The 18,477-nt window shown below is 60.3% G+C and carries 12 protein-coding genes; 5 read left to right on the plus strand and 7 right to left on the minus strand.

All coding sequences use genetic code 11. The features are described from left to right. Positions 1-41 precede the first annotated feature (41 nt). Both AC1DRN_RS19130 and AC1DRN_RS19135 read right to left on the minus strand, forming a co-directional pair. Positions 42-1,649: a carboxyl transferase domain-containing protein gene (locus AC1DRN_RS19130; RefSeq protein ID WP_056724065.1), complete on the minus strand. Its 1,608-nt coding sequence runs from the start codon at positions 1,647-1,649 to the stop codon at positions 42-44. Between the two features lie 12 nt (positions 1,650-1,661). Continuing rightward, entirely contained in the window at positions 1,662-2,825 is a 1,164-nt protein-coding gene (locus AC1DRN_RS19135) for an isovaleryl-CoA dehydrogenase (RefSeq protein WP_108219085.1), read from the minus strand. A gap of 204 nt (positions 2,826-3,029) precedes the next feature. On the opposite strand from AC1DRN_RS19135, the gene AC1DRN_RS19140 reads away from it, so the two are divergent. Beyond that, positions 3,030-4,727, plus strand: coding sequence for an AMP-binding protein (locus AC1DRN_RS19140; RefSeq protein ID WP_223461503.1), 1,698 nt, complete (start codon positions 3,030-3,032; stop codon positions 4,725-4,727). Positions 4,728-5,409: 682 nt separating this feature from the next. On the opposite strand, the gene AC1DRN_RS19145 is transcribed toward AC1DRN_RS19140, so the two are convergent. The 3 genes from AC1DRN_RS19145 to AC1DRN_RS19155 all read right to left on the minus strand — a co-directional run bounded on the left by AC1DRN_RS19145 (position 5,410) and on the right by AC1DRN_RS19155 (position 7,995). Next, positions 5,410-6,309 carry a hydroxymethylglutaryl-CoA lyase gene (locus AC1DRN_RS19145; RefSeq protein ID WP_223461505.1) on the minus strand — a complete coding sequence of 300 codons (900 nt, stop codon included), beginning with the start codon at positions 6,307-6,309 and terminating at the stop codon, positions 5,410-5,412. A gap of 147 nt (positions 6,310-6,456) precedes the next feature. After that, the gene (locus AC1DRN_RS19150) at positions 6,457-6,858 is read right to left on the minus strand and encodes a MerR family transcriptional regulator (protein ID WP_007992801.1); all 402 of its coding nucleotides are present in this window, start codon (positions 6,856-6,858) and stop codon (positions 6,457-6,459) included. Positions 6,859-7,065: 207 nt separating this feature from the next. Further along, a complete protein-coding gene (locus tag AC1DRN_RS19155) occupies positions 7,066-7,995 on the minus strand; it encodes a LysR family transcriptional regulator (RefSeq protein WP_008053617.1) in 930 nt (309 codons plus the stop codon). A gap of 165 nt (positions 7,996-8,160) precedes the next feature. On the opposite strand from AC1DRN_RS19155, the gene AC1DRN_RS19160 reads away from it, so the two are divergent. After that, positions 8,161-9,390 carry an acyl-CoA dehydrogenase gene (locus tag AC1DRN_RS19160; RefSeq protein ID WP_223461507.1) on the plus strand — a complete coding sequence of 410 codons (1,230 nt, stop codon included), beginning with the start codon at positions 8,161-8,163 and terminating at the stop codon, positions 9,388-9,390. Positions 9,391-9,533: 143 nt separating this feature from the next. Here AC1DRN_RS19160 and AC1DRN_RS19165 read toward each other — a convergent pair whose 3' ends face one another. Continuing rightward, positions 9,534-10,874 carry a phosphate ABC transporter substrate-binding/OmpA family protein gene (locus AC1DRN_RS19165; RefSeq protein ID WP_223461510.1) on the minus strand — a complete coding sequence of 447 codons (1,341 nt, stop codon included), beginning with the start codon at positions 10,872-10,874 and terminating at the stop codon, positions 9,534-9,536. Positions 10,875-11,087: 213 nt separating this feature from the next. Next, positions 11,088-11,900, minus strand: coding sequence for an exodeoxyribonuclease III (xthA, locus tag AC1DRN_RS19170; RefSeq protein ID WP_223461512.1), 813 nt, complete (start codon positions 11,898-11,900; stop codon positions 11,088-11,090). Between the two features lie 228 nt (positions 11,901-12,128). Between xthA and AC1DRN_RS19175 the strand changes: the two genes are divergently transcribed. The 3 genes from AC1DRN_RS19175 to AC1DRN_RS19185 all read left to right on the plus strand — a co-directional run bounded on the left by AC1DRN_RS19175 (position 12,129) and on the right by AC1DRN_RS19185 (position 18,240). Continuing rightward, a complete protein-coding gene (locus tag AC1DRN_RS19175) occupies positions 12,129-12,779 on the plus strand; it encodes a GNAT family N-acetyltransferase (RefSeq protein WP_223461514.1) in 651 nt (216 codons plus the stop codon). Between the two features lie 65 nt (positions 12,780-12,844). Further along, complete coding sequence (locus AC1DRN_RS19180) at positions 12,845-14,572, plus strand: autotransporter assembly complex protein TamA (protein ID WP_223461516.1); 1,728 nt, start codon at positions 12,845-12,847, stop codon at positions 14,570-14,572. Next, entirely contained in the window at positions 14,569-18,240 is a 3,672-nt protein-coding gene (locus AC1DRN_RS19185) for a translocation/assembly module TamB domain-containing protein (RefSeq protein WP_223461518.1), read from the plus strand. The genes AC1DRN_RS19180 and AC1DRN_RS19185 overlap by 4 nt, the downstream gene beginning before the upstream one ends. The last annotated feature ends 237 nt before the right edge of the window (positions 18,241-18,477 follow it).

Genomic DNA, 18,477 nt, shown 5'->3' on the forward strand with positions numbered 1-18,477 from the left:
CCCTTTAGTCCATCGCGAGCAAGCTCGCTCCTACAAAAAAATCACATCCGGAACACGCCGAAGCGGCTCGGTTCGATTGGCGCGTTCAACGACGCGGACAAGGCCAGGGCCAGTACGTCGCGGGTCTGGGCCGGGTCGATGACACCGTCGTCCCACAGGCGCGCGCTGGAATAGTAGGGGTGACCCTGCTCTTCGTACTGGTCGAGGATCGGTTGCTTGATCTCGGCTTCCTGCTCGGCGCTGAAACCCTGGCCGCTGCGTTCGGCCTGCTCACGCTTGACCTGCACCAGTACGCCGGCCGCCTGTTCGGCACCCATCACGCCAATACGCGCATTCGGCCACATCCACAAAAAGCGCGGGTCGTAGGCGCGACCGCACATGCCGTAGTTACCGGCACCGAAACTGCCGCCGATGATCACGGTGAACTTCGGCACCTTGGCGCAGGCCACGGCGGTCACCAGTTTCGCGCCGTGCTTGGCGATGCCGCCAGCTTCGTATTTCTGGCCGACCATGAAGCCGGTGATGTTCTGCAGGAACAGCAGCGGGATGCCGCGCTGGCACGCCAGTTCGATGAAGTGCGCGCCTTTCTGCGCCGCTTCAGCGAACAGGATGCCGTTGTTGGCGAGGATCGCGATCGGGTAACCGTGCAGGTAAGCAAAACCGCAGACCAGCGTTGTCCCGAACAGCGCCTTGAATTCGTCGAATACCGATCCGTCCACCAACCGCGCAATCACTTCGCGCACGTCGAACGGTTGCTTGGCGTCGGCCGGGACCACGCCGTACAGCTCGTCGCTGCTGTAGAGCGGGGCGATCGGAGTGCGTTGCTGAACCTCACCTTGCTTGCGCCAGTTGAGGTTGGCGACGCTGCGGCGGGCGAGTGCGAGTGCGTGCTCATCGCTCTCGGCGTAATGGTCGGCCACTCCGGAAATCTTGCAGTGCACATCGGCCCCGCCGAGATCTTCGGCGCTGACCACTTCACCGGTCGCGGCTTTCACCAGCGGCGGGCCGGCGAGAAAGATCGTTGCCTGTTCGCGGACCATGATTGCTTCGTCGGCCATCGCCGGTACATAGGCGCCGCCAGCGGTGCAGGAACCCATGACCACGGCAATCTGCGGAATGCCCATGGCGCTCATGTTGGCCTGGTTGAAGAAAATTCGCCCGAAGTGCTCGCGGTCCGGGAACACTTCATCCTGGCGCGGCAGGTTGGCGCCGCCCGAGTCCACCAGGTAGATGCACGGCAGACGGTTCTGTTGGGCGATGGTCTGGGCACGCAGGTGTTTTTTCACCGTCAGTGGGTAATACGAGCCACCTTTTACCGTGGCGTCGTTGGCGACGATCATGCATTCGACGCCCTCCACTCGGCCGATCCCGGCAATCACGCCAGCGGCAGGGACGTCTTCGCCGTACACCTCGTACGCCGCCAGTTGGCTGATCTCCAAAAATGGCGAACCCGGATCGAGCAAGCGGTTAATGCGCTCGCGAGGCAGCAGTTTGCCCCGCGAGGTGTGGCGTTCCTGAGCCTTCGGGCCACCACCTTGCGCCACTTGGGCGAGCAGGGTGTGCAGGGCGTCGACTTGTTTGAGCATCGCCGCGCTGTTGGTGGCGAACTCCGCTGAACGGGGGTTGAGCTGGGTATGCAGGGTAGCCATGGGCAGCTCCGTTTAGCGGGTTTCGTTGAACAGTTCGCGACCGATCAGCATGCGACGGATCTCACTGGTGCCCGCGCCGATTTCGTACAGCTTGGCGTCACGCAACAGACGGCCGGCCGGGAATTCATTGATGTAGCCGTTGCCACCGAGAATCTGGATCGCGTCGAGGGCCATTTGCGTGGCGCGTTCGGCGCTGTAGAGGATCACGCCGGCGGCGTCCTTGCGCGTGGTTTCGCCGCGCTCGCAAGCCTGGGCCACGGCGTACAGGTAGGCGCGGCTGGCGTTGAGTTGGGTGTACATGTCAGCGACCTTGCCCTGGATCAGCTGGAATTCGCCGATGCTTTGGCCGAACTGCTTGCGGTCGTGGATGTACGGCACGATCAGGTCCATGCACGCCTGCATGATCCCGGTCGGGCCACCGGAGAGCACGACGCGCTCATAGTCGAGGCCGCTCATCAGCACTTTCACGCCGCCGTTGAGCACGCCGAGGATGTTTTCTTCCGGCACTTCGACGTCATCGAAAAACAGTTCGCAGGTGTTCGAACCGCGCATGCCCAGCTTGTCGAACTTGTTGCTGCGGCTGAAGCCTTTCCAGTCGCGTTCGACGATGAAGGCGGTGATGCCGTGGGGGCCCTTTTCCAGATCGGTCTTGGCGTAGATCACGTAGGTGTTGGCGTCCGGACCATTGGTGATCCAGGTCTTGCTGCCGTTGAGCACGTAATGATCGCCGCGCTTGTCGGCGCGCAGCTTCATCGAGACCACGTCGGAGCCGGCGTTCGGTTCGCTCATGGCCAATGCGCCGATGTGCTCGCCGCTGATCAGCTTGGGCAGGTATTTGGTTTTCTGTTCGTGGTTGCCATTGCGATTGATCTGGTTGACGCACAGGTTGGAGTGGGCGCCGTAGGACAACGCCACCGAGGCCGAGCCACGGCTGATTTCTTCCATGGCCACCACGTGGGCCAGGTAACCCAGGCCGGCACCGCCGTACTCTTCCGGCACGGTAATGCCCAGCAGGCCCATGTCGCCGAATTTGCGCCACAGGTCGGCGGGGAACAGGTTGTCGATGTCGATCTGAGCGGCGCGCGGGGCGATCTCCTTGGCGACGAAGGACTGAACCTGATCGCGCAGCATGTCGATGGTTTCACCGAGGGCAAAGTTCAGGGATGGATAGCTCATGGGTCACCTTTTGGCTTTTTTATCGGTTGGTGAGACTGTCAATGGGTTCTCACCTTTACGTTAACGTAAGCCTGTGATGAATGGCTGTCAATCACCCTTTACGTTAACGTCAACTTGAGCGAGAGTAGAGCCAGTTCAAGATAGAACGCGGACCACGCCTGTGGCACCGCCGGTAGCCCATAAATAAAGACAATAGGGGTCGTCATGGATCAAACCAGTGCAAGCCCGCAACGCAGTTATACCCGCGGTTCCCAGGACAAAGCCTTACTGGCGATGACCATCGGCCAGGCTTTCGACAACACGGTCGCGCAATACCCGGACGGGGAGGCGCTGGTGGTGCGTCATCAACAGCTGCGTTACACCTGGCGGCAATTGGCAGAGGTCGCGGACCTGCACGCCAGAGCACTGCTGGCGCTGGGGCTGCAAGCCGGGGACCGCCTTGGCATCTGGGCACCGAACTGTGCGCAGTGGTGCATCAGTCAGATTGCCACCGCGAAAATCGGCGTGATCCTGGTCAACATCAACCCCGCCTATCGCAGTTCCGAACTGGAATACGTGTTGAAGCAATCCGGCTGCCAATGGCTTGTGTGTGCCGGGGCCTTCAAGTCCTCGGACTATCACGCGATGCTGCAAGGCCTGGTGCCGGAACTGGCCGGGCAATCCATCGGCAAACTGCACAGCGAGCGGCTGCCGGAGTTGCGTGGTGTCATCAGCCTGGATGCACAACCACCGTCAGGGTTCCTGCCATGGTCGCAACTGGCCGATCTGGCGGGCAGCGTCACGGTCGAGCAACTGCATGAGCGTCAGGACAGCCTGCACTTCGATCAGCCGGTGAATATCCAGTACACCTCCGGCACCACCGGTTTCCCCAAGGGCGCGACCCTCAGTCACTACAACATTCTCAACAACGGTTACATGGTCGGCGAAAGCCTGGGCCTGACGGCGGCCGATCGGCTGGTGATCCCGGTGCCGCTGTATCACTGCTTCGGCATGGTCATGGGCAACCTCGGCTGCATCACCCATGGCAGCACGATGATTTATCCAAACGATGCATTCGATCCGTTACTGACCCTAGGCACCGTCGCGGAAGAAAAAGCCACGGCGCTATACGGCGTGCCGACCATGTTCATCGCCGTGCTCGATCAGCCTCAGCGTGCCGGGTTCGACCTGTCGAGCCTGCGCACCGGGATCATGGCGGGCGCGACCTGTCCTATCGAGGTGATGCGCCGGGTCATCAGCGAAATGCACATGAGCGAAGTGCAGATTGCCTACGGCATGACGGAAACCAGTCCGGTGTCATTGCAGACCGGTCCTTCAGATGACCTGGAGCTGCGCGTAACCACCGTCGGTCGTACCCAGCCGCAGCTGGAAAGCAAGATCATTGACGAGGCGGGCAACCTGGTACCGCGCGGCACCATCGGTGAGCTGTGCACCCGCGGTTACAGCGTGATGCTGGGTTACTGGAACAACCCTGAAGGCACGGCGCAAGCCATCGATCAGGCCGGCTGGATGCACACCGGTGACCTGGCGAGCATGAACGATGAGGGCTACGTGTGCATTGCCGGGCGCAACAAGGACATGATCATCCGCGGCGGTGAGAACATTTACCCGCGGGAGCTGGAGGAATTTTTCTTCACTCATCCGGCCGTTGCGGATGTTCAGGTGATCGGTATTCCTTGCTCGCGTTACGGCGAAGAGATCGTCGCCTGGATCAAGTTCCACCCCGGCCACAGCGCCACCGAGCAAGAGCTGCAAGCCTGGTGCAAGGAGCGCATCGCGCACTTCAAGACGCCGCGTTACTTCAAGTTCGTCGAGGAGTTTCCGATGACCGTGACCGGCAAGATCCAGAAATTCCGGATGCGCGAGATCAGTATTGAGGAATTGCGCAACAAGCAGGGTTGATGCGTAACCCTGAGGGAGCGGGCTTGCCCGCGATGACGGCAGCACATTCAACATGGATGTTGGCTGACCCACCGCTATCGCGAGCAAGCTCGCTCCCACAGGGGGCGGTGGTGGAAACACAAATGCCAGACAGCACAAAGGGGAGCCGAAGCTCCCCTTTAATTTTGTTGCGCGTGCTCTTTTTTTATTATTGAGGGTCGGTCTGTTGTTGTTTTTGGCAACCGTTGCCCTTTACCGCTGTTTTTGGCGATCCCCATCCGGGATCAAGAGCAAACGTATTTTTTTGAGCGCTGATCTACTTTCTCGCTGAGCGATCCAACCGAATCGGGAGCTACCTGAAGGTAGTTTTATTATTCTCTGCCCGGTTGCGGGTAACTCCGAAAAGCACCCTGAAAAGCACATCTTCTCCAAAAAAATCTGTTAGCTGCGTCTCTGCCGTGTTGTTTTTGTTATGTCAGAGTCGTTACGTCTTGTTTTTATTAGGTTTGCCGCAATTTTTTTATTCTTGTTGTGCGATAGATATAGCAGGAGCCATGCCAACTTTTTAAAAGCCTTTAAAATCAACGGTTTGGAGATTTTCAGAGTTTTACGCTTCAGGCAAAACCCTACATTTTGTTTCCGTGTTACTCGCTTGCGCCCACGTTTGAGTCCGTGCGGTAACACCCGGACACACTCAGCGCACTCACTGTGCGCTGCGGGCCTTGGCCACGCGGGAACCGGTAGGGCGACCCAGTACGGTACAAATCTGTTGACCGGCAACCATCAAGGCGTCGAGGTCGATTCCGGTGTCGATGCCCAGGCCGTTGAGCAGGTAAACCACGTCCTCGGTCGCGACGTTACCGCTGGCGCCCTTGGCATAGGGGCAGCCGCCGAGACCTGCGATGGAGCTGTCGAACACCGAGATGCCTTCCAGCAGGCTGGCGTAGATGTTGGCCACAGCCTGACCATAGGTGTCGTGGAAGTGTCCGGCGAGTTTTTCCCGGGGCACATCCTTTGCTACCGTTTCAAACATCTTGCGGGTTGCGCCGGCGGTGCCGGTGCCGATGGTGTCCCCCAGCGAGACCTCATAGCAGCCCATGGCATAGAGCTCGCGAGCGACTACGGCGACTTGTTCCGGGGCGACGTTACCTTCATAGGGGCAGCCCAGCACACAGGAAACATAACCGCGCACGGTCACCCCGTGTTGTCTGGCAGCGTCCATGATCGGTGCGAAACGCTCCAGGCTTTCGCTGATCGAGCAATTGATGTTGCGTTGGGAAAACGCCTCTGAAGCCGCGGCGAACACGGCCACTTCCTTGACCCCGGCGGCGAGGGCGTCTTCGAAACCGCGCAGGTTGGGAGCGAGCGCGCCGTAGACCACGCCCGGCTTGCGCTGGATCTGCGCGAAGACCTCGGCGGAGCCGGCCATCTGCGGCACCCACTTGGGCGACACGAAACTGCCGACTTCTATATAGCCGAGCCCGGCTGCGGTCAGTGCATCGACCAGTTGTACCTTGTCGGTAACACTGATGGGCCGGGCTTCGTTTTGCAGGCCGTCGCGTGGGCCGACTTCGACAATGCGTACGTGGGTGGGGAGGGACATGGGCTTCGACCTGTTGTAATTGTCTGAATGCGCTGAGAACCCTGTGGGAGCGAGCTTGCTCGCGATGAGGGCATCACATTCAACATTTTTGGTGACTGACACTCCGCTATCGCGAGCAAGCTCGCTCCCACAGTGGATAGTGTGGATTTATTGAACCGATTCCTGGCTTTTGAGCGTCTGCTCCAGCGCCTGCACACAGCGCTCTTCAGCGGTATCCAGCTCAAGCTTCATCTGTTCGATGTCCAGCAACTGCTGTTCAAGCTGCTCACGGCGTTCGCTGATTTTCGCCAGCATGCTGTGCAACTGCTTGGTGTTACCGCTGGAGGGGTCGTAGAGCTCGATCAGTTCGCGGCATTCAGCCAGCGAAAAGCCGATGCGCTTGCCCCGCAGGATCAGCTTCAGGCTGACCTTGTCGCGGGGTGAGTAAATGCGTTCCTGGCCACGACGCTCGGGGCTGAGCAGGCCTTGCTCTTCATAAAAGCGAATGGCCCGGGTGGTGATGTCGAGCTCGCGGGCGAGATCGGAAATGCTGTAGGTCTGGCTGCTCATGGAAGCGCTCGCAAAAGGTCATGGCGCTAAGCTAATGGCAGGTTGACGTTTACGTCAAGGGGCAGGGGTTTTCGCTGTTCTTGCTGGCCTCATCGCGAGCAGGCTCGCTCCTACAGGGGATCTTCGTAGAACACAGATTTCGTGTTCACAGCAGATCCAATGTGGGAGTGAGCCTGCTCGCGATGAACGATAACTCGGTACAAGGCATTACACCTTCTCGAGCTTCTTCTCCTGCGCCGTCACCTGCTGGCACAGCTCGATCATCTGCTCGCGCATCCAGCGATTCGCCGGGTCCTGGTCAGTGCTTTCGTGCCAGTAAAGATGGGTTTCCACCGGCGGCACATCGTTGACTGGCAGATAAAAGGCGTGCAGGTCGTTACGCCGGGCGAAGCGTTCCGGCACGGTCATGACCATGTCCGTCTGTTGTAGCACTTGCGAGGCCATCAGGTAATGCTGGGAGCGCAGGGCGATCTTGCGCTGGATGCCCATCTTGCCCAGCGCCAGGTCGACATAGCCGAGGCCGCTGCGGCGGCTGGAAATATGGATGTGGGTCAGGCCCAGGTAATCATCCAGGGTGAGTTTCTCTTTGCCCGCCAGCGGGTGCCCCTTGCGCATGGCGCACACGTAGCGGTCTTCCATCAACTTGACATGACGTACCTGCGGGTCGGTGTTGAGCGGCGCATCGACCGCGAAGTCGAGGCGACCGGCCGCCAGTTCCTTGGTGGTTTCGCGGCGTTTGGACAGGAAGCTTTCGATGATCACCGTCGGCGCCAGGCGGCGCAGGCGCTGGAACAGCGGCGGCAGGATCACCGCTTCGGTGAGGTCGGTCATGCTGATGCGGTAGGTCTTGACCGCTTGCTGCGGGTTGAAAATGCGGCTTTCCTGCACCGATACGCGCAGCAGCGAGAGGGCGTTGCGCACCGGGCCGATGATGTTCTGCGCCATCGGCGTGGGCACCATGCCCTGGGCAGTGCGCACGAACAACGGGTCGTTGAAGGTCTCGCGCAGACGCGCCAGCGCGTTCGACACCGCCGGCTGGGTGATGCCGACGATTTGCCCGGCGCGGGTCAGGTTGGCTTCGGTGTAGATCGCGTCGAAGACGATGAAAAGGTTGAGATCGACCTTGCTCAGATTCATTACGCGGCTCTCTTATTGTGTGTGCGGGCTGACCTTGACGATCAGCCGATCATATATCGGTGATGAATGTTTATACACGCCGAGAATAGGCTAGGTAAATGTTCATGGCTGTTCTAGCATCGATTGCATGATCTAAACAACCTCCCCCAAGAAGGTATCTCGCTCATGGATTTCGCTTATTCGCCCAAGGTTCAGGAACTGCGCGAGCGCGTGACTGCGTTCATGGACACCTACGTTTATCCCGCCGAAGCCGTGTTCGAACGCCAGGTCGCCGAAGGCGATCGCTGGCAGCCGACCGCGATCATGGAAGAACTCAAACTCAAGGCCAAGGCCGAAGGCCTGTGGAATTTGTTTCTGCCTGAGTCCGAGCTCGGTGCCGGCCTGACCAACCTCGAATACGCGCCGCTGGCGGAAATCATGGGGCGCTCGCTGCTGGGGCCAGAGCCGTTCAACTGCTCGGCACCGGACACCGGCAACATGGAAGTGCTGGTGCGTTACGCCAACGAAGAGCAGAAACAACGCTGGCTCGAACCCTTGTTGCGCGGCGAGATCCGCTCGGCCTTCGCCATGACCGAACCGGACGTTGCGTCCTCCGACGCCACCAACATGGCTGCCCGTGCGGTGCGCGATGGCGACGAGTGGGTGATCAACGGCAAGAAATGGTGGACCTCGGGTGCTTGCGACCCGCGCTGCAAAATCCTGATTTTCATGGGGCTGAGCAATCCTGACGGGCCACGCCACGCGCAGCACTCGATGATTCTGGTACCGGTGGACACCCCCGGGGTAAAAATCCTGCGTCCACTGCCGGTGTTCGGCTACGACGATGCGCCTCACGGTCACGCCGAAGTGCTGTTCGAAAACGTCCGGGTGCCGTACGAAAACGTCCTGCTGGGGGAAGGTCGCGGCTTCGAAATCGCTCAAGGTCGCCTTGGTCCGGGCCGGATTCACCACTGCATGCGTTCGATCGGCATGGCCGAGCGTGCACTGGAACTGATGTGCAAGCGCTCGGTGAGCCGCACCGCATTCGGCAAACCCCTGGCGCGGCTGGGCGGTAACGTCGACAAGATCGCCGACTCGCGGATGGAAATCGACATGGCTCGCCTGCTGACGTTGAAAGCGGCGTACATGATGGACACAGTCGGCAACAAAGTGGCGAAAAGCGAGATCGCGCAGATCAAGGTCGTCGCTCCAAACGTTGCGTTGCGAGTGATCGACCGGGCGATCCAGATTCATGGTGGAGCAGGGGTTTCCAACGATTTCCCGCTGGCCTACATGTACGCCATGCAGCGCACCCTGCGCCTGGCCGACGGCCCGGACGAAGTGCACCGAGCGGCGATCGGTAAATTCGAGATTGGCAAATATGTGCCGAAGGAGATGATGCGTAGCGGGCAGTAAGACCGCGTTATCGTTCATCGCGAGCAGGCTCACTCCYACAGGTTCACTGCGATCCCTGTRGGAGTGAGCCTGCTCGCGATGGCGTCAGTAAATTCACCCTCTCAACCTCAACCTCAACCTCAACCTCAACCTCAACCTCAACCTCAATATACCCAAACCTCAACCCGCCGATTCTTGATCCTTCCCTCATCAGCGCTATTGGCCGCCACCGGCATTTCGGCACCGAATCCGCGAATCTCGCGAAACACCACGCCGCTCTTCACCAACTCCCGCCGTACCGCCATGGCCCGCAGTTTCGACAACAGGTCGGCACGCGCCGGGTCGCTTTTGGCGTCACCAAATCCCACCAGCGTGACCTGTCCATCGGTCTTGTCGTGCTGCTTTATATAGTCGAGCACCCGCCACAGGTCTTGCCGCGCCTTGTTGTCCAGGCTGGCACTGCCTTCCTCGAAACGGAAATTCACCGACAGCCGTTGAGCATGTCGACTCAGTGCCTGATAACCCTCGGGCATCAATGCATTGGGGGTAACGGCCATGGCCTGGACGGTTTGGGCAATAAAACCGTTGGCGGCCACAATGGCCTGGCCGTCAGTACTTTGGGCAAAGGTCACCAGTGCTTTAGCCCAGGGATTTTTGCCATTGGGTGGCAGGTAGAAGAACAATCGACGGGACAGCGGATAGTCTTCCGTGGCAATCAGGCTGTTGAGCGGCAACATGGCTTGCGATTGCCCGTCGACAATGGCCACGGTTTTGGCCTGGCGCACATAGGGCAATCCGATAAATCCGATGCCTTGCGGGTCGGCGCTGACCGCATCGGACAGTTGCTCGCTGGACTCGAAGCGTTTCGCCGTGCTGCTCAGAGCTTTCCCACGGCTACTGAGGAGCAGTTCCTTGAAGGTGTCGTAAGTCCCGGACTGATCATCCCGCGCATACAGATGAATGGGTCCGCCGCGGCCGCCGATGTCTTCCCAGTTTTTTACCTCGCCATTGAAAATGCGCGCCAGTTGCACGGTGTCGAGTTGGTTCAGCGGATTGCCCGGATGCAGGATGATCGCCAGGCCATCGATGGCAATGACCTGTTCGGCGCTCGGGCTTTTCAGGTCACCGAGGGATTGCAGGCTGCCCAGTTCGCTGTCCTTGATCGGGCGCGACGAGGCGGCCAGGTCGGCGCTGGCTGCTTTGAGCGCAGTGAAGCCTGTGCTGGAACCATGGGCCGCCACCTCCACCATGACCCGCCGGCCTTGAACGGTTTCGCCGACGATGCGCAGTTCATTGGCGGTGTCCGGGGTTTCGCGGTGAATCCTGCGCAGGCCCTGTTCGCTCAGCAGGCCCTCGACCAGTGCCGGTCCCAATGCCGCGCCGATGGTGTTGGAACCCTGGATGCGCAGCACTGTGCCGTGTTCGGGTATCGGCAAGTCGCCGGCCGGGGCCGCCTGCGGCAAGCCCATGCACAGCATCAACAGGAACAACACGCGCAGCATCATGCCGGCACCTTACATAGCCAAAGGAGGTGCCGGGAGAATAAGTCAGTAAGGTTTCCGAAAAATGACAGGTTGTGCGATGGACCAATGTGGGAGCGAGCTTGCTCGCGATGGGGCCTTAACATTCAATATCGATGTTGAATAAAAGACCGCTATCGTCGGAACGCCGCCCGGAGCAAGCTCGCTCCCACAGGGTATTGATGTGATCAGGAGAAATCAGCTCAACTCAAGCCAGATCGGCGCATGGTCCGAAGGTTTTTCCATACCGCGCAGTTCGTAGTCCACCCCTGCGGCCTTCACCCGTGGCAGCAAGCCCTGGGAGGCGAGGATCAGGTCGATGCGCAGGCCACGCTTGGGTTCGTCTTCGAAGCCACGGCTGCGGTAGTCAAACCAGCTGAAGGTGTCGGTCACGTCCGGGTTCAGGTGACGGAAACTGTCGACCAGGCCCCAGTTCTTCAAGCGGGCCATCCACTCGCGCTCTTCCGGCAGGAAGCTGCATTTGCCGGTTTTCAGCCAGCGCTTCATGTTGTCCGGGCCGATGCCGATATCGCAGTCTTCCGGGGAGATGTTCACATCGCCCATCACCACCAGTGGCTGGTCGTTCTCGAACTGGCTTTCCAGCAGTTGCTGCAAATCGCTGTAGAAGCGTTCCTTGGCCGGGAATTTGGTCGGGTGGTCGCGGTTTTCGCCCTGTGGGAAATAACCGTTCATGATGGTCACCGGCACACCATTGGCGTCGGCGAAGGTGCCCCAGATGAAGCGTCGTTGGGCGTCTTCTTCGTCGGTGGCGAAACCCTTGTGCAGGGCCAGCGGCTCCTGTCGCGAGAGCAGGGCGACGCCGTAATGCCCCTTTTGTCCGTGGAAGTACACGTGGTAGCCCAGTGCTCTGACTTCATCGAGGGGAAACTGGTCGTCGTGGACCTTGGTTTCCTGCAAGCCGATCACATCGGGCTGGTGCTTTTCGATCAGCGCCGCCAGCTGATGGGGACGGGCGCGCAGCCCGTTGATGTTGAAGGAGACGATCTTCATGGTCGGCAGTCCTGGCAAAAGGGCGATGCTAGCTGACATGTGGGAATCGGGCCAGTGTGGGGTGAGGGGATTTACTGTGTTCTGTCGGACCTGTGTTGACCATCCCGGCCTCTTTGTCGATTTCATTGCCTACACTGATTTCGGATCTGTAAGGAACTGTGTCAGCGCCGATCCGCTCGTAACAACAAGAGTGCAGCCACCCGAGCTGTACCGGGGAGATCAACCGTCATGCCCGAAACCTCGACCGCCATCGCCGATATTCACATGCTTGACAGCGGCTACGCCCGCGAAGCGCGTTCGCTCCTGTACCAGGCTTATCGACACGAGCCGACTTTCGGCTATTTGTTCGAAGCCGAACGCCCCGGTTACGAACAGCGGGTTCGTGCCACCGTGCGCGAACTGGTGAGCCAGCATTTTCTCCAGGACCTGCCCGCCATCGGCCTGCTGGTCAACGACCGCCTGATCGGCATCGCTCTGATCGCACCGCCGCAACGTCGGCTTGGCGTCACCGAAAGTTGGGCCTGGCGCCTGCGCATGGTGCTCAGTACGGGATTTCGCTGCACCCGTCGCTACCTCGAATATCATGCTGCCGTGGAGGCCTGTGTGCCGAACGACTCGGTGCACGTCCTGCCATTGCTGGGGGTGCATCCACAATTCCAGGGCAAACATTTCGGCGAGCAGTTGTTGCAGGCCGTGCACAACTGGTGCGCGGTGGATGAAAACTCACAGGGCGTGATCCTCGACACCGGGAATCCGCGTTATCTGGAGTTCTACAAGCGTCAAGGCTACGAGGAAATTGGTGAGGTCGCCGTAGGACCGATCCGCGAACACGTGTTTTTTCACCCCAATCCCCAGGTGTTACAAACAGCAACTGCTTGAACGGCGAACTTTCCGGGCATGTCAGGCTCTATCACGCTCTCAAGCTCGTGATAGCATCCGCGCCTATGAAGTTTCCAGGAAGAATTACCAGTGGCGTGCTCATGCTGTTATCCAGCTGCACGGCGCTGGCGCAAAGTGAATTGGATGTGCGGATCAAACCGTCCAACGATGAACTGAAGGCCAATATAGAGGGCTATATCGGCAGCCTCGGCGATCGTGACGAAGAAGCCTTGCAGCGCTTCGGTCGTGGCGCCGAAGAGCAGGCGCGCAAGGCCTCCCAGGCCTTGGGTTATTACCAGCCGCACATCGACAGCGAGGTGAAAGGTGGCAAGACACCACGCCTGGTGTTGACCATCGATCCTGGCGAGCCGGTGCATCTGCGCAATGTGACGATACGCGTCGACGGACCGGCGGCCTCCCTCAAAACCTTTCGTGTACCCAAGAGCGACGCGCTCAAACCAGGGGCGGTGCTCAATCATGGGCATTACGAGGACGCCAAGCGCCTGATCCAGAATCAGGCTTCGCGCTATGGCTTTTTCAGCGGCCGTTTCACCCGTTCAAAATTGTCGGTCGACCCGCGAGCCGGCGTCGCCGATATCGAACTGATCTATGAAAGTGGCCCGCGCTATACCTTGGGCAAGGTCAGTTTCGAGGGTGATACGCCGTTCGATGACGAGCTGCTGCAACGCATGGTGCCATTCAAGGCCGGCGAGCCGTATGACTCGGAACTGATCGCCGAACTCAATCAGAATCTGCAATCGAGCGGGTACTTCGAAGGCGTGCGCGTGGACGCGGCACCCAAGGCGTCCAAGGACGATGCGATCCCGGTGGACGTCAAGCTCGAAACCCGCAAGCCGCGGACCATGGGCCTGGGCCTGGGTTTCTCCACCGACGTCGGCCCACGCGCCAAGGCCAACTGGACCCGACACTGGGTCAACGCCCAAGGGCACAGTTATGGCTGGGAGACCGAAGTCTCGGCGCCGCGGCAAAACGTCGGGCTGTTCTACGACATTCCACTGGACCCGCCACTGACCGACAAACTGCGTTTTGCCGGCGGTTATCAGAATGAGGACATCGCCGGCACCGACACCCACAGCAAGTTGCTGACCCTCGGCCCCGAATGGCACAGCAAATTGCCCAGCGGCTGGCAACGGGTGGTGTCGCTGAAGTGGCAGCGCGAGGATTACCAACTTGGCGATGACTCCGGACTCAGTAACCTGCTGATGCCCGGCGTGAATTATTCGTACCTGAAAAGCGACAACCGCATCGACCCGCATAACGGCTATCGGCTGCAATTCGAATCCAGAGTGGCCAAGGAAGGTTTGGGTTCCGACAGCAACCTGCTCTACGGCACGGCGCTGGTCAAAGGCTTGACCACGGTGTTCGACAACCATCGTTTTCTCGGGCGGGTGCAGGTCGGCGGCAGTGCCACCAACGGCTTCAAATCGGTGCCGCCATCGCTGCGCTTCTTCGCCGGTGGCGATCAGAGCGTGCGCGGTTACGACTATCAGAGCCTGTCCCCGGAAAACTCCGACGGTGCCCGTATCGGTGGTCGCTACATGGTGGCCGCCAGCGCGGAATATCAGTATTCCATCGCCGAAAAATGGCGGGTCGCGACCTTTGTCGATCAGGGCAACTCCTTCAATACACTCGAACTGCCGAATCTCAAGACCGGGGTCGGTATCGGCGTGCGCTGGGTATCGCCGGTGGGGCCTATCCGCCTCGACCTGGCCCGCGCGCTGGACGACGATGGCGGCTTTCGACTGCACTTTTCCATGGGGCCTGAGCTGTGAAGCGTGGTTTGAAAGTAACGCTGCTGGCGATAGCGGCATTGTTGATGCTGGTTGTCCTGACGCTGGTCACGGTGCTGGGCACGGCGACGGGCAGCCGCTGGGCATTGGGCTTCGTGCCGGGCTTGACCCTGGACAACTTCCAGGGCCGGCTGGGCGGGCAGTGGAGTGCCGACCGGGTGTTGTGGCAACAGGCCAACAACCGGGTTGAGCTGAGCAAGGTGATTTTTGCCTGGTCGCCGTTGTGCCTGACTCGCATGACCTTGTGCATCGAGCAATTGCAGGCCGATCAGGTCAGCCTGACGTTCCCGCCGGGTGCCGAAGAGTCAGACAGCGGCCCGATCACACTTCCGCAGCTCAAGTTACCCTTGGCCATCGAACTGGGGGAGATCAAGGTCGGCAGCCTGTTGTTCAACGGCAGCGAAGAGCTCAAGGGCTTGCAACTGGCGGCGCACTGGACGACGGCCGGTTTGAGGATCGATTCGGCGGCGTTGCAGCGCGATGACCTGAGCCTGAACCTGTCCGGCCTGCTGCAACCCTCCGGCAACTGGCCCCTCAGTGCCGAAGGCAAACTGACCCTGTTGTCGACGCCTGAACCCTTGGCGCTGGCGCTGAAAGTCGACGGCGATCTGCTCAAAACCCTGAACTTGAAAGCCGACAGCAGCGGTTACCTCAACGGGCAACTGAGCGGCGAACTGCAACCGCTGGTGGAAAACCTGCCGGCCAAGGTGCGGATCACCGCCGATGGCTTCAAGCCGAGTACCGATCTGCCGGACACCCTGCAACTCAATCAGCTGGAGCTCACCGGCGCTGGCGACCTGAAGAACGGCTACGCGCTGCTCGGCAAAGCCACGCTGCCCGCCGAGCAAGGGCCAGTCGCCCTGGTGCTGCAAGGCAAGGTCGACGCCAAGGGCGCGCAGATCGCCGCGCTGGACCTGACCGCCAACGACAAGCAAAGCCTCAAACTCACTGGACAGCTGGATTGGAGCAAGGGCCTGAGCGCCGAGGCGAAGATCGACTGGCTGGACTTCCCATGGCACAGGCTCTATCCGCTCATCGACGAACCGCAAGTAGCGCTTCGCACGTTCACCGGCGAAGTCTCCTACACCGACGGTAAGTACCTTGGGCATTTCGCCGCCGCGGCGGACGGTCCGGCCGGCGCTTTCACCCTGGCCAGCCCGTTCGCGGGCGACCTGACGAAAATCTATCTGCAGCAGATTCAACTCCAGGCTGGGCAGGGTAAGGCCGAAGGTCACCTCAACCTGCAATTCGCCGACGGCATTGCCTGGGACACCGCGCTGGACCTGTCGGCGATCAACCCTGCGTACTGGGTCGCGGAGCTGCCGGGTACGCTGGCCGGGCCGTTGCGCAGCACGGGCGAAATGAAGAATGACACGCTCAGCCTCAATGCCGACCTGGACCTCAAAGGCAAACTGCGCGGGCAACCGGCGGTGATCCAGGCCAAGGCCGATGGCCGTGGCGAGCAATGGAACCTCAATGCCCTGCAAGTTCGACTCGGCGATAACAGCATCAGTGGCAAAGGCAGCCTGCAACAGAAACTCGCCGGCCAGATCGATCTCAAGTTGCCGCGCCTGGCCCAGCTCTGGCCGCAACTGCGCGGCCAACTCAATGGCCGCGTGGATGTCGCCGGCACGCTCAAGGCGCCCCAGGGCAAGCTTGACCTGCAAGGCTCGCAACTGGCTTTCCAGGACAATCGCCTGCAAAGCCTGAACCTGGACGCCACCCTGGACAGTGCGCAAAGGGCGAAAATCGACCTCAAGGGCAGCGGCATCCGGGCCGGTGACACCTCGCTGGGAACGCTGACCGCCAGCGGCCAGGGCGATATCAAGAACCAGAAGCTGAACCTCGATCTGCAAGGGCCGAAGCTGAAACTGGCGCTGGGTCTGGACGGTGCGCTGGACAAGGGCAATTGGCGCGGACGCCTGGCCAGCGGTGACATCCAGGCCGGTGGCCAGGACTGGAAGCTGCAAGGGCCGGCGAAACTCGAACGCCTGGCGGACGGCAAAATCAGTTTTGGCGCCCATTGCTGGGCATCCGGCCAGGCCAGTCTGTGCGGTGAAGACTCGCGCCTGATGCCCGAGCCGAAGCTGCGTTATCACCTCAAGCAGTTCCCGATCGACAGCCTCGCGCAATGGTTGCCGAAGGATTTCGCCTGGCAGGGTCGTCTCAACGCCGACCTGCAACTGGACCTGCCGGCCAGCGGCCCGAACGGCCAGATCAGCGTCGATGCCGGCGGCGGCACGTTGCGCATCAAGGAAAAGGAGCAGTGGCTGGACTTCCCGTACCAGACCCTGAAACTCACCAGCAAACTCACGCCCAAACGCATCGACACCGAGCTCAATTTCGTCGGTGGCAAACTCGGTGAGTTGATGGTGCAGGCGCAGCTCAATCCGTTGCCGAAGAACAAACCGTTGAGCGGCTCGTTCCGCTTGAGCGGGCTGGACCTGTCGGTGGCGCGACCGTTCGTGCCGATGGTCGAGAAACTGACCGGGCGCTTGAACGGCAGCGGCACGATTTCCGGCGGGCTGCTGGCGCCGCAAGTCAACGGCAGTCTGCAACTCAGCGACGGTCAGATCTCCGGGCCTGAATTGCCGATGGAGCTGAAAAACCTGCACGTTCAAGCTCTCATCGCCGGTGAAAGCGTAGAACTGAACGGCGGCTGGAGCAGCGGCAAGGCCGGGCAGGGCAGCCTGAACGGCAACATAGCCTGGGGTCAGGCACTGGTGGTGGACCTGGCGCTCAAGGGCTCGCAGTTACCGGTCACCGTCGAGCCATACGCCAAGCTGGAAGTCGCACCGGACCTGAAAATCTCGATGAAGGGCGACGAGTTGGCCATCGTCGGCAAAGTGCTGGTGCCCAAGGGCGAAATCACCATTCGCGAGTTGCCGCCGTCAACGGTCAAGGTCTCCGATGACACGGTGATCGTCGGTCAGCAAACCGAGGAGGGCAAACCGCCGCTGGCGATGAAGATGGACATCGAAGTGCTGGTCGGCGAGGACAAGCTGAGCTTCGCCGGGTTTGGCTTGACCGCGAATGTGCAGGGGCATGTGCACATCGGTGACAACATGGACACCCGTGGCGAGCTGTGGCTAAACGATGGCCGATACCGCGCCTACGGCCAGCGGCTTTCGGTGCGCCGGGCACGCTTGCTGTTCGCCGGGCCCATCGATCAGCCGTATCTGGACATCGAGGCCATTCGCAAGACCGACGATATCATCGCCGGCATTCGCCTGAGTGGCAGCGCCGAGCAGCCGACCACACAGATCTTTTCCGAACCGGCCATGAGCCAGGAGGAGGCCCTGTCTTATCTGGTGCTCGGGCGTCCGCTGAGCAGCAATGGTGAAGACAACAACATGCTCGCCCAGGCAGCCCTCGGTCTGGGCTTGATGGGCAGTTCCGGAGTGACCAGTGGTCTGGCCAAGAACCTGGGCATCCAGGACTTCCAGCTTGACACTCAGGGCAGCGGTACCACCACCAGTGTGGTGGCCAGCGGCAACCTTTCCGAGAAGCTCAGCCTGCGCTATGGCGTCGGTGTGTTCGAACCGGCCAACACCATTGCCTTGCGCTACAAGCTGAGCAAGAAGGTCTATCTCGAAGCTGCTGGCGGCGTGGCCAGTTCGCTGGATATCTTCTACAAGCGGGATTTCTAGGCCTGCGTTTTCTTTAAAACCGAGTCGCCCCCATCGCGAGCAAGCTCGCTCCCACAAGGTCCAGTGCGATCCTTGTGGGAGCGAGCTTGCTCCGGGCGGCGTTCCGACGATGGCGTCAGAGTGGCCGCAACAAATTCCGACACCGTTTGTCAACTATTTACAAAGCTTGCTAACTATTGCATTGACATTCGCTGCCTAGGCAGTAACATCTCGACATACATTCACTGCCTAGGCAGC

This window comes from Pseudomonas sp. P5_B3 (assembly GCF_056400405.1).